Source organism: Caulobacter sp. NIBR1757, from assembly GCF_027912495.1.
Classification (GTDB): domain Bacteria; phylum Pseudomonadota; class Alphaproteobacteria; order Caulobacterales; family Caulobacteraceae; genus Caulobacter.
On the sequence record NZ_CP115463.1, the window covers coordinates 4,010,912 to 4,023,291 of the forward strand.

At 68.7% G+C, this 12,380-nt stretch carries 9 protein-coding genes and 1 pseudogene; 5 read left to right on the forward strand and 5 right to left on the reverse strand.

Annotation, left to right across the window (positions count from 1 at the left end; genetic code table 11):
- Positions 1-5: 5 nt before the first annotated feature.
- Positions 6-1,322, forward strand: a complete 1,317-nt coding sequence (locus tag O5I81_RS19285) for an amidohydrolase family protein (protein WP_271066487.1) — start codon at positions 6-8, stop codon at positions 1,320-1,322.
- 213 nt (positions 1,323-1,535) lie between these two features.
- Here O5I81_RS19285 and lpxK read toward each other — a convergent pair.
- The 3 genes and pseudogenes from lpxK to O5I81_RS19300 all read right to left on the reverse strand — a co-directional run.
- Positions 1,536-2,540 (reverse strand): annotated as a pseudogene (lpxK, locus tag O5I81_RS19290) (tetraacyldisaccharide 4'-kinase); the annotation flags it as partial.
- A complete protein-coding gene (locus O5I81_RS19295) occupies positions 2,537-3,808 on the reverse strand; it encodes a 3-deoxy-D-manno-octulosonic acid transferase (protein WP_271066488.1) in 1,272 nt (423 codons plus the stop codon). The pseudogene lpxK and the gene O5I81_RS19295, both read right to left, overlap by 4 nt.
- On the reverse strand, positions 3,809-4,777 hold the full coding sequence (locus O5I81_RS19300; RefSeq protein ID WP_271066489.1) for a cation diffusion facilitator family transporter: 969 nt from the start codon (positions 4,775-4,777) through the stop codon (positions 3,809-3,811).
- Positions 4,778-4,922: 145 nt separating this feature from the next.
- Between O5I81_RS19300 and O5I81_RS19305 the strand changes: the two genes are divergently transcribed.
- Both O5I81_RS19305 and O5I81_RS19310 read left to right on the forward strand, forming a co-directional pair.
- On the forward strand, positions 4,923-5,345 hold the full coding sequence (locus O5I81_RS19305; protein ID WP_271066490.1) for an antitoxin Xre/MbcA/ParS toxin-binding domain-containing protein: 423 nt from the start codon (positions 4,923-4,925) through the stop codon (positions 5,343-5,345).
- Between the two features lie 10 nt (positions 5,346-5,355).
- Positions 5,356-5,838 (forward strand): RES domain-containing protein, encoded by a 483-nt coding sequence (locus tag O5I81_RS19310; protein ID WP_271066491.1) that lies wholly within the window; start codon positions 5,356-5,358, stop codon positions 5,836-5,838.
- 32 nt (positions 5,839-5,870) lie between these two features.
- Here the strand turns inward: O5I81_RS19310 and O5I81_RS19315 are convergent, their stop codons facing one another.
- Entirely contained in the window at positions 5,871-7,256 is a 1,386-nt protein-coding gene (locus O5I81_RS19315) for an L-serine ammonia-lyase (protein ID WP_271066492.1), read from the reverse strand.
- A 10-nt stretch (positions 7,257-7,266) separates the two neighbouring features.
- On the reverse strand, positions 7,267-8,919 hold the full coding sequence (locus O5I81_RS19320) for a M28 family metallopeptidase (RefSeq protein WP_271066493.1): 1,653 nt from the start codon (positions 8,917-8,919) through the stop codon (positions 7,267-7,269).
- 304 nt (positions 8,920-9,223) lie between these two features.
- On the opposite strand from O5I81_RS19320, the gene O5I81_RS19325 reads away from it, so the two are divergent.
- Together O5I81_RS19325 and O5I81_RS19330 are read left to right on the forward strand one after the other, a co-directional pair.
- Positions 9,224-10,267 (forward strand): serine hydrolase, encoded by a 1,044-nt coding sequence (locus O5I81_RS19325; protein WP_271066494.1) that lies wholly within the window; start codon positions 9,224-9,226, stop codon positions 10,265-10,267.
- Positions 10,268-10,536: 269 nt separating this feature from the next.
- Positions 10,537-12,369, forward strand: coding sequence for a ribonucleoside-diphosphate reductase subunit alpha (locus tag O5I81_RS19330; protein ID WP_271066495.1), 1,833 nt, complete (start codon positions 10,537-10,539; stop codon positions 12,367-12,369).
- Positions 12,370-12,380 lie beyond the last annotated feature (11 nt).

Genomic DNA, 12,380 nt, shown 5'->3' on the forward strand with positions numbered 1-12,380 from the left:
TAGTGATGAAATCCACCTTCAAGGCCGGCCTCGTCGCCGCCGCGCTCGGCGTTCTGGCGCTGGTCGGAGTCGCCGATGCGCAGGGCCAGTCCAGCCCCCTGACCTACATCCAGGCCGGCCGCGTGCTGGCCGACCCGGCCACCGGCAAGGTCGAGACCGAGCGCACCATCGTCGTCGAAAACGGCAAGGTGCTGCGCATCGAGGCGGGCTACACCTCCGCTCCCGGAGCCAATGTCATCGACCTGAAGGACAGCTTCGTCCTGCCCGGCCTGATCGACAGCCACGTCCACCTGACCAGCCAGAACGGCCCCAAGGGCGCCCTGGAACGCTTCACAAAGACCAAGAGCGACTACGCCCTCGACGGCGCCTGGTACGCGGGCCTGACCCTGCGCGCCGGATTCACCACCGTCGCCGACCTCGGCGGCGCCAACGAGAGCGTCTTCGGCCTGCGTAATGCCATCGCCGCCGGCCGCGTGCCCGGCCCGCGCATCGTCGCCGCCGGCTCGGCCGTGTCAGTGCATGGCGGCCATGGCGACGACGCCAACGGCGTGCCCGAATCCATGGTTCACCTGTTCCGCGACGCCGCCGTCTGCTCCGGCGCCGACGACTGCCGCCGGGCCGTGCGCGAACAGGTCCGGTCCGGCGCCGACGTCATCAAGATCACCGCCACCGGCGGCGTGCTGTCGCCGACCAATGCCGGCCTGGCCAAGCAGTTCAGCGACGAGGAGCTGAAAGCCATCGTCGAGACCGCCCATGCCATGGGCCGCCGCGTCACCGCCCACGCCCATGGCGGCGATGGCATCAACGCCTTCCTGAAGTACGGCGGCGACAGCATCGAGCACGGCACCTACCTCGACGCCGAATCCATCAAGCTGTTCAAGGCCAACGGCGCCTACCTGGTCCCGACCCTGCTGGCCGGCGACTTCGTGGCTCGCGAGGCGGCCAAGCCCGACACCTGGATGGTCCCGGCCGTGAAGGCCAAGGCCCTGGAGGCCGGTCCCAGGATGCTCGACATGGGCCGCCGGGCGCACCTGGGCGGCGTCAAGATCGCCTACGGCACCGACACCGGCGTCTCGCCCCACGGCGAAAATGCCAGGGAGTTCGCCCTGCTGATCAAGGCCGGCCTGACCCCGCTGGAAGCCATCAAGGCCGCCACCATCTACGCCGCCGACCACCTCGACCTGGCCGGCATGATCGGCTCGCTGCTGAACGGCAAACAGGCCGACATCATCGCCGTGAAGGGCGATCCGCTGGCCGACGTCACCGTGCTGGAACACGTCAGCTTCGTGATGAAGGGCGGCATCGTCTACCGGCAGGACTAGATCTGACAATTCCTCCTCCGGCGCGCAGCGACGGGGGAGGGGGACCGCCGCCGCGACTTAGCGGCGGTGGTGGAGGGGGCAGCGCCGGCTTGTCAGGATGAAGTGCGTTCTGGCGCGGCTTCAACAGCTGCGTTCAGGGTCAACCCCAACCGCCGGCGCTGCCCCCTCCACCACCGGCCCTGAGTCGGGCCGGCGGTCCCCCTCCCCCGTCGCGCCTATGGCGCGCCGAAGGAGGATCTTCACCGCCGCCTCGTCCTCGAACCGCGCCCGCACCGGCCAGTAGTCGACCTTGCGCCGCCAGGGGCCGGGCAGCCGGACCCAGTCCTTCTCGGTGGTCAGCAGGGTCCCGCCCAGTTCGGCGGCCCGCTGCTCAAGGAAATGCAGCGTCTCCTCGCGGTACTCGCCGTGATCGGGGAAGGGCGCGAAGTCCTTCAGCACCACCCCGGCCGCAACCAGCGAGCGCTCGAACTTCCAGGGCTTGCCGATGCCGGCGAAGGCCACCACAGGATGGGCCGGCGGCGGGCCGGAGGGCTCCAGCCGGGCGACCAGCACGGGCTTGCCCTTGAACAGCGCCAGCAGCTCGGGATCAGGTTCAGCGAGATCGGCCGGCATCAGCAGGACCACCGCATCGGCGCGGGCCAGCCCGACCTTCAGCGGCTCGCGCATCGGTCCGGCCGGGAACACCGCCCCGTCGCCGAACGGCCATTCATTGTTACGCGTCTCGCCATCGACGACGACCAGCGACAGGGCCTTCTTCAGCGAGGGGTTCTGGTGGCCGTCGTCCATGACCACGGCCTGGGCCCCGGCCTCTTTCGCCGCCGCCGCCCCGGCCGGCCGGTCGCGGCTGACCCAGAACGGTCCGTCGGCCGCCAGCATCAGCGGCTCGTCGCCGACCTGCTCGGTGCCGTGGATGGCCTGATCAACCTTCAGCGGCCCCGGCTCATTGCCGCCGTAGCCGCGCGACAGGCCATGCGCCGCCACCCCGTCCTCGCGCAGCATGCGCAGCAGCTCGCGCACCACCGGCGTCTTGCCGACCCCGCCGGCCGTGAGGTTGCCGACGCAGATCACCGGCAGGCCGGCGTCCACCGGCCGGGCGTTGTCGATCTTGTACCTGGTCACCGCCGCCCAGACCCAGCTGAGCGGGGTCAGCACCATGCGGGTGACGACACCGGGCGGGTTGTGGCGAACGTACCACCAGCGGGGGGTCGAGAGCTTCATGGCAGCAGGGCCTCCAGCCGGGCCCAGGCGGTATCGAGTTGCGCCGACTGGTCCTGCGCAAAGGCCTGGCCCCGGGCGCCCAGCGCCCTGGCGGCGTCGGGCGCGGCCAGCAGTCCGGCCAGGGCCATCGACAGATCGCCCGGCGTCTCGACAATCATCGCCCCGCGCTCGCCCTCGACCATGGCCTCGTAGACCTCGGCTGAATTGAACACCTGCGGCCCGCTGATCACCGGCGCGCCGAGCCGGGCCGGCTCCATCGGGTTGTGACCGCCGACACCCGGCACAAAGCTGCCGCCCATGACCACCACGTCGGCCAGGCGGAAGAACAGGCCCATCTCGCCGAGCGTGTCGGCGAGATAGATCCGGGTCTGGCGGGTCAGCTTGTCGCCGCGCGAGCGCACCGCCACCGGACCGTGCCCCGTGCCGACGTCGGTCAGCACATCGGCCAGCCGCTCCGGGTGGCGCGGGGCGATGATCACCAGGGCGTCCGGCGCCTCGTTGCGGATGGCGGTCAGCATCGGGGTGACGATGATCGCCTCCTCGCCCGCATGGGTGCTGGCCGCCAGCACCACGGGCCGTTTGCCGATGGCCTTTCTGAGGGCGGCCAGTTCGGCCTCGTCGGCGGGCAGCGGCTCGCCGGCCAGCTTGAGGTTCAGCCGGCCGTCGGTCTCGACCCCGAAGAACCGCAGCCGCTCGGCCGACAGCTCGTCCTGCGGCAAGACCAGATCGAAGGCGGCCAGCACCTGGCGGATGCCCTTGCTCATCCGCGCCCAGCCCTTGGCCGTCTTGTGGGTGATGCGGGCCGAGATCAGGGCCAGCTTGGCGCCGCGCTGCTTGGCGCCGAGGATCAGGTTGGGCCAGATCTCGCTCTCGACGAGGATGACGAGGTCCGGCAGCCAGTGATCGAGAAAACGCCGCGCCGAGGCGGGGGTGTCGAGCGGCGCATACTGGTGGATCGCCCCGGCCGGCAGCCGTTTGGCCAGCAGGGCGGCGGCGGTGACGGTGCCACAGGTGACCAGCAGGGTGAGGTCCGGCCTTGCTTGGGCCAGCCGCTCGATCAGCGGCAGCACCGCCTGGCTCTCGCCGACGCTGATGGCGTGGATCCAGACCAGGCCGTCCTCAGGGCGCGCCACGGAGGCATGGCCGAGCCGCTCCTGCACCCGCGCGGCGTCTTCCTTGCCCTTGGCCGCCCGCGAACTCAGCAGGCCCGGCGCGAACGGCTGCAGCACCGCCATGGCCGCCCGGTAGAGGCGCAGGGAGAGCGTCACCTACTGGCCGCCGTGAGCGTGGGCCAGCCGGCAGGGACCGCGATGGCCGGTCTCCAGCTGCAGGGTCGCGTGGCCGATGCCGAACTCGTGGACCAGGTCGTGGCACAGCTCGTCGAGGAACTGGTCGGGGTCGGTGTTGTCGGGGCGGGTCAGGTGGGCGGTCAGGGCCGTCTCGCTGGTGCTCATCGCCCAGATGTGCAGGTCGTGCACCTCGGTGACGCCGGGCCGGCCGGCCAGCCAGGCCTTGACCTTGTCCGGGTCGATGCCGCGCGGGGCGGCGTCGAGGGCCAGGTCGAGGCTGTCGCGCAGCAGGCCCCAGGTGCCGGCCACGATAACGGCGGCGATGACCAGGCTGATCATAGGGTCGATCCAGCGCCACTCCGGCTGCATCCACAGGATGATGGCCGCGAACACCACGCCCAGCGACACCGCCGCATCGGCGGCCATGTGCAGGAAGGCGCCCTTGACGTTGAGGTCCTCCTGGCCGCGCATGAACATCAGGGCCGTGGCGGTGTTGATGACCACTCCGATCGCCGCGACGACGATGACAGGCCCGGGCGGAATGTCCTGCGGCGAGCCGAAGCGGCGGATCGCCTCCCAGGTGATGCCGCCGACGGCCAGCAACAGCAGGCCGGCGTTGCCCAGCGAGGCCAGGATGGTGCTCTTGCCCAGCCCATAGGTCCGCCGCCCGGCCGGCGCCCGACGAGCGATGACCACCGCGCCCCAGGCCATCAGCAGGCCCAGCACATCCGACAGATTGTGACCGGCGTCGGCCAGCAGGGCCAGGGAGCCGGTGAACAGACCGGCCCCGGCCTCGGCGACCACGAAGGCGATGTTCAGCCCGGCGCCGATGGCGAAGGCGCGGCCGAAGTCCTTGGGCGCATGGCTGTGGCCGCCGGGACCATGGTGATGGTCCTTGTGACCGCCGTGATGGTGGTCGTGGCCATGATGATCATGCGTATGGGACATTGGCCTTGGGATAGCCCCCACGCTCCGGCCAAGGAAGACGTTATTGAATACGCCCGCCGGGCCCCGAGCCCCGGCTGTTCAGCGGCGAGTCGATCTCGCGCTCAATGCCCTTGATTTTGACCTATTTTTGGGACATATTACCGGCATGTCTACTCGCAAGAAAATGCCCGCCCATGGCTATCCCGGCGTCGCCGAGGCGGGCGCGCGGTTTCAAGCCGCCCCGTTCGGCGGACTGCTGGGCGCCGACGGCGTCGATGTCGAGCGCACGGCGGAGGTGTTCAACATGACCAAGGGCCAACTGGCCGAGACCGTCGGCCTTGCCGCCGACACCCTGCAGAAGGCGGCCCGCCGCAACGCCCCCAAGACCCAGGCCCGGGTCACCGAACTGATCGAGATCATCACCCGGCTCGAGGCCTGGGCCGGCGGACGCACCCAGGCCATGGCCTGGTACCGGGCCCAGCCGATCGCGGCGCTCGACGGCCGTACCGCCGAGGCGCTGGTCAAGTCGGGCAAGGCCGGGCTGGTGCGGGACTATCTCGACCATCTGGCCTTGGGCGGCTTCGCCTGAGATTTCGCCCATGAGGTTTCGGGGGACAGCCTACCGCGCGCACGATCCGCGCTGGTCGTTCAGCCCGCTGTCGGGCGATGGCGCGGCGATCCACGGCGGGCGGTTCAATCCGAAGGGAATGCCGGCGCTGTATCTCGGTCTCGCCCCGATGACGGCGATCAAGGAGGCCAGCCAGGGCCTGGCCCTGAAGATCGAACCGCTGGTGCTGTGCAGCTACGACGTCGATTGCGAGAACATCGTCGATCTGACCACGGCGGCGGGTCTGAAGGCGGCCGGCGTCGCCGGGAGCGATCTGGCCTGTGGCTGGATGCTGCTGGCCCATGAAGGCAGGACACCGCAAACCTGGGCCATGGCAACCCGTCTGATCGCCGACGGGGTCATCGGGGTCATCGCGCCCAGCTTCGCGCCGGGGTCCACGGCGGACGACCGCAATCTGGTGCTCTGGCGGTGGGGGCAGGACAAGCCTTGCCGGATCACCGTGCACGATCCGTAAGGCCGATTGCCGAAGAACCAGCTGTCCTGGTCCTAACACTCCACCCGGTTGACCGGCATCCCCGCCGCCAGGCCGCCGAGCGAGGTTTCCTTGTAGATCTCGTTCATGTCCTCGCCGGTCCGTTTCATGGTGGCGATGACCTTGTCGAGGCTGACCGAGTGCTGGCCATCACCCAGCATGGCCAGGCGGGCGGCGTCGATGGCCTTGATGGCCCCCATGGCGTTGCGCTCGATGCAGGGGATCTGGACTAGGCCGCCGATGGGATCGCAGGTCAGGCCGAGGTTGTGCTCCATGCCGATCTCGGCCGCGTTCTCGATCTGGGCATTGCTGCCGCCCATGACGGCGGCCAGGCCGGCGGCGGCCATCGAGCAGGCGACGCCGACCTCGCCCTGGCAGCCGACCTCGGCGCCGCTGATCGAGGCGTTCTTCTTGTAGAGGGCGCCGACGGCGGCGGCGGTCAGCAGGAAGGTGCGGCGGCCCTCCGGCGTGCCCTGCAGGAAGCGGTCGTAGAAGCGCAGCACCGCCGGAATCAGACCCGCCGCGCCATTGGTCGGGGCGGTAACCACCCGGCCGCCGGCGGCGTTCTCCTCGTTCACCGCCAGGGCCCAGAGGTTGACGAAGTCCATGGCCGCGAGCGGGTCGCTGATCTGGCGCTCGACCTTGGCCATGATCGCCTCATGCACCTGCTTGGCGCGGCGCTTGACGTTGAGCCCGCCCGGCAGCTGGCCGCCGATGCGCATGCCGCGGTCGATGCAGGCCTCCATCGCCCCGAAGATGGCGTCGAGGCGTTCGAGCACGACGGCTTCCGGCGCGCGGGCGATCTCGTTGGCCATCATCAGCTCGCCGATGGTCAGGCCGGCCGCCTCGGCCTTCTCGACCAACTCGGCGCCGCTGTCGAAGGGATAGGGGATCGGCGTTTCTTCGGCCGGGGCGTTGCGGCCGATCTCGGACTCCTCGCAGACAAAGCCGCCGCCGATGGAGAAATAGGTCTGCTGCAGGACCACGCCGTCCGAACCGTCGAAGGCGGTCAGGGTCATGGCGTTGGGGTGTTGCGGCAGGCGCTGGCGGCCGGCCCAGATGATGTCGACCTGTTCGTCGAAAGCGAGGTCGGTCTGGCCACCCAGGCTCATCCGGCCGCTGGTGCGCAGGGCCTCCAGGGCGGCGTCGCCGGCGTCGGGGTCGAGCCCGGCCGGCTCGAAGCCCATCAGCCCCAGCATGGTCGCCCGGTCGGTGGCGTGGCCCCGGCCGGTCAGGGCCAAGGAGGCGTACAGTTTCACCTGCACCCGCTGGACGCCGGCGATGAGGCCGCCGGCCTTGAGTTCGGCGACAAAGCGGGCGGCGGCGGTCATCGGCCCCATGGTGTGGGAGCTCGACGGACCGACGCCCGGCTTGAACAGGTCGAAGACGCTGGCGGTCATCGCCGCGTCCCTACTTTCGCTCAGCCTTCGTCGCGTCGCGGGTGGCCTTGAACTCCGAGCCTTCGCCCCATTCGGGCCAGGTGCGACTGTTGGCGAGGTCGGAACCCAGGTCATGCAACAGGGTCAGGTCGGCGACCATGCCGTCCATCCGCCAGTCGGCCGACCATTCGTCCGCCGGCTGATGATACTTGTCCTTGGTGTAGGCCTCGGCCCAGGCCATGGCCTCGCCCGGCTTGCCGCCGATGACGTCGATGCCCGATCCAAACGAGATGGCCGGCACGCCGCGCTTGGCGAAGGGGAAGTGGTCGGAGCGATAGAAGTGGCCAGCCTCCGGGGTCGGATCGGGGGTGAACACCCGGCCCTCGGCCTTGCCCTTGGCGATCAGCAGGTCGAGCAGGTCCTGTTTCGCATCGCCCGAGACGTTGAAGTCGCGCGTCGGGCCGAGCGGGCTGAGCGCATCGGTGTTGAACACCGCCACCGTCTTGCCGAGCGGATAGACCGGGTTGGCGGCGTAGTATTCCGAGCCCAGCAGGCCCTTTTCCTCGGCCGTCACGGTCAGGAAGACGATCGAGCGGTCCGGGCGCGGACCTGATGCGAAGGCGCGGCCCATCTCGATGACGGCGGCGGTGCCGGTCGCGTTGTCGACGGCGCCGTTGTAGATGCTGTCGCCCTTGGCGTCGGGACGGCCGATGCCGAGATGGTCCCAGTGGCCCGAGTAGATGACGTATTCGTCCGGGTGCGTCTTGCCAGGCAGCAGGCCGACCACGTTCTTGGAAACGATGACCTCCGGCTTGACCTTGAAGTCGGTGGAGAAGGTGGCGCCCTTGAGCTCGACGGGCTGGAAGTCGCGGCTCTGGGCCTTCTTCTTTTCGGCTTCGAAGTCGAGGCCGGCGTCAGCGAACAGCTTCACGGCGACGTCGCGGGTGATCCAGCTTTCGACGGCGGTGTGGGCCTTGGTCGCGTCCTTCCGGACGATGTCGAACATGGTGTTGGTGTTGGAATTCTTGACCGTCGCCCAGCCGTAGGAGGCCGGGCCTGTCTCGTGAACGATCAGAACGCCGGCGGCGCCGAGCCGGGCCGCTTCCTCGTACTTGTAGGTCCAGCGGCCGTAGTAGGTCATCGCCTTGCCGCCGAAATCCCCCTGGCCAGTCTCGAAGTCGGCGTCGTTGATCAGCACGACAATGATCTTGCCTTTGACGTCCAGGCCCTTGAAGTCGTCCCAGTTCCGCTCCGGAGCCTTGACGCCATAGCCGGCCCAGACGATCGGCGTGTCCTTCAGCGACACCGCCTTCTGGCCGGTCATGCTGGCGCGGATGGCGATGTCGTCGCCCTGGACCAGGGGAACGGCCTTGCCGCCGACGGTGAAGCTGGCGGCCACAGCGCCGTCGATGTCGAAGCGGCCGAGCGGCACGTCCTGGGTCCAGGCCCGCTTGCCGTCCTTGCCCTTGTCGCCGCCGGGCTGCAGGCCGGCCTTGGCGTACTGTTCGGCGATGTAGGCGACGGTCTTGGTCTCGCCGGCCGTGGCCGGTCCGCGGCCCTCGAAGCTGTCGTCCGAGAGAACCTTCACATGTTCGGTCAGGCGGGCCTGGTCGAACAGGGGATCGGCCGCGAAGGCCGTCATGGGCAGGATGGCGATGGCCGTGGCCAGAAGCAGGGACTTCATCGACGCAGGACTCCGGGAAATCGAATTGGCGCGGAACCTACCGTTGGGAGAGCCGGGCCGCCAGTGGCGGAATTGGCGGAAGAGTCAAACGGCGTTCGGTGACTTGGCACACTAACGATTCCTTCTCCCGCTTGTCGGGAGAAGGTGGCCCCCGAAGGGGGTCGGATGAGGGCAGCGCTGGCCGTTCCGGATAGCTCCTGCGTCAGCCTCACCAAGGATAGTCGTCATAGGCCGGCGCTGCCCTCATCCGACCGCTTCGCGGCCACCTTCTCCCGACAAGCGGGAGAAGGGTCTAGGATGGGCCATGCGTCGTCGCGAACTCATGTTTGGCCTGGGCTCCCTGCCCGCCCTTGGTTTGAGCAAACCGCTTAGGCAGCCCGACACGCTCCACGCCGTCTGGCAGGCCGCATCACATGATCCTCGCCAAGGCCGCACAGACGCCCTGCTGGTCATCCAGCACGGCAAGACGCTGCTCGAGCGATACGGGCCGGACCACAGCGCCACGACCCGCCACGTCAGCTGGTCCGCCGCCAAGTCCGCGACCCACGCCCTGGTCGGCGCCGCCGTCCTGCACGACGGCCTCGACATAGACCGGCCCGTCTCCCTCCCGCCGGACGCCGGCGTCACCCTGCGCCACCTGCTGACCCTGACCGACGGCCTGCCGTGGAACGAGGCGCGCCAGCCGGCCGCCATCGCCTCCGACGCCTCACGCCTGCTGTTCGGGTCCGGCCGGCTCGATGTCGCCAAATTCGCCGCCAGCCGGCCGGGCCAGCGCAAGCCGCCCGGAACGACGTGGAATTACTCAACCGGCGCCTATCATCTGATCGCCCGCGAGCTGACCGCCCGGCTGTTCCCCGGGTTGAGTGATCCGGCGCAGCTCCGCGCCGCCATGGCCGACTGGATGCGCCGGCGCCTGTTCGCCCCCGCCGGCATGCCCGGCGCCCTCTTCGAGTTCGACCCGCAGGGGACCTTCTATGCCGGCTCGCTGATGTGGGCGACGGCGCGGGACTACGCGGCCTTGGGGAGTCTCTACCTGGGCGACGGCCTGGCGAATGGCCGGCGAATCCTGCCTGAAGGTTGGACGCGATTCGCCCGTTCCCCGACCGTGGAACCGACCTACGGCGCCGGCTGGTGGCTCGAAGGGGCCCATGGACCGGCCGCCGGCCCGGCCCTGCTGGGTGGATCGCCCACCGACGCCTTCCACGCCAGGGGCCTGGATGGACAACTCATATTGGGTGTTCCGTCCCGGCGCCTAATTGTTGTGCGGCTGGGTTATACCCCGGATGGTGTGACCGGCTGGCCGGCCATCGGAGGTTGCCTGCGACGGATCATCACGCTCGTGTCATAGGCGAGATTTAATGTTCGTCAGGAACGCCCGGCCCTGTTGGGTTTGCGACGTTTGTGCGACCTTTCGTCAACAGCTTGTTAACGAAAAAGTCCGCCCTCACCCCTCCGACCCCGTTGACGAAGCATTAGCCTCCGTGGCCCCATATAGTGGGTTCGAGGGGCGCTTCGCCCACAAGATATGGGGTCTTCAGGCGGAGTTGGCTGTCTGAAGTGGCTGATAGTTTTACGGGTTTTGGGCACATGATGGGTGAAGTTGCACGTCAGATTCCTTTGGGTGAAGCCGCTGGCTCCGAAGCCTGGCTGGCCGACCGACCGGCGCTGTCGCTGGTCCCCAAGATCGAGGTCGATCGCAGCCGCGACGCGCTGCTGACCGACTTCGGCAAGACCACGCTGGAAGACCGCTATCTGCTGCCGGGCGAGTCCTACCAGGACATGTTCGCCCGGGTGGCCACCGCCTTCAGCGACAATCCCGAGCACGCGCAGCGCGTCTACGACTACATGAGCCGCCTGTGGTTCATGCCGGCCACCCCGGTGCTGTCGAACGGCGGGGCCGATCGCGGCCTGCCGATCAGCTGCTTCCTCAACGCCGTCGGCGATTCGCTGAACGGCATCGTCGACACCTGGAACGAGAACGTCTGGCTGGCCGCCAACGGCGGCGGCATCGGCACCTACTGGGGCGGCGTCCGCTCCATCGGCGAGAAGGTCAAGGGCGCCGGCCAGACCAGCGGCATCATCCCCTTCATCCGGGTCATGGACAGCCTGACCCTGGCCATCAGCCAGGGCAGCCTTCGTCGCGGCTCGGCCGCCGTCTACCTGGACATCCACCACCCGGAAATCGAGGAGTTCCTCGAGATCCGCAAACCCTCGGGCGACTTCAACCGCAAGTCCCTGAACCTGCACCACGGCATCAACATCACCGACGAGTTCATGCACGCGGTGCGGGACGGTGAGAAGTTCGGCCTGCGCAGCCCCAAGACCGGCGAGGTTCTGAAGGAAGTCGAGGCCCGCTCGCTGTGGCAGAAGGTGCTGGAGCTGCGGCTGCAGACCGGCGAGCCCTACCTGATCTTCTCGGACGCGGTGAACCGCGCCATGCCGCAGCACCAGAAGGACCTCGGCATGAGCGTCCGCCAGTCCAACCTGTGCAGCGAGATCATGCTGCACACCGGCAAGGACCACCTGGGCAATGAGCGGACCGCCGTCTGCTGCCTGTCGTCGGTCAACGCCGAGACCTTCCTGGAATGGCGCAACGAGCCGAAGTTCATCGAGGACGTCATGCGCTTCCTCGACAACGTGCTCGAGGACTTCATCCAGCGCGCCCCGATCGACGCCAAGAACGCCGTCTACGCCGCCAAGCGCGAGCGCTCCGTGGGTCTCGGCCTGATGGGCTTCCACAGCTTCCTGCAGGGCCAGAACGTTCCGTTCGAGAGCGCCATGGCCAAGAGCTGGAACATGCGCCTGTTCAAGCACCTGCGCCGCGAGGCCGACAAGGCGTCCAAGACCCTAGCCGAGGAGAAGGGCCCCTGCCCCGACGCGGCCGACCGCGGCGTCATGGAGCGGTTCAGCCACAAGCTGGCCATCGCCCCGACCGCCTCGATCAGCATCATCTGTGGCGGCACCAGCGCCGGCATCGAGCCGATCCCGGCCAACATCTACAGCCACAAGACCCTGTCGGGCACCTTCGCGGTCAAGAACCCCTACCTGGAGCGGGTGCTGGACGGCCACGGCCAGAACACCCCGCAGGTCTGGGACAGCATCCTCAGCCACGAAGGTTCGGTGCAGCACCTCGACTTCCTCAGCCAGGACGACAAGGACGTCTACAAGACGGCCTTCGAACTGGACCAGCGCTGGGTCATCGAGCTGGCGGCCGACCGAACCCCGGAAATCTGCCAGAGCCAGTCGGTCAACGTCTTCCTGCCGGGCGACGTCGACAAATGGGACCTGCACATGCTGCACTGGACCGCCTGGGAGCGGGGCATGAAGAGCCTCTACTACCTGCGCTCCAAGTCGGTGCAGCGGGCCGCCCACGCCGGCGAGGACGAGGTCCGCGCCAGCGCCGAGGACGCCGCCCGCACCGACTACGAGGAATGCCTCGCCTGCCAGTGAGGCGCTCCACG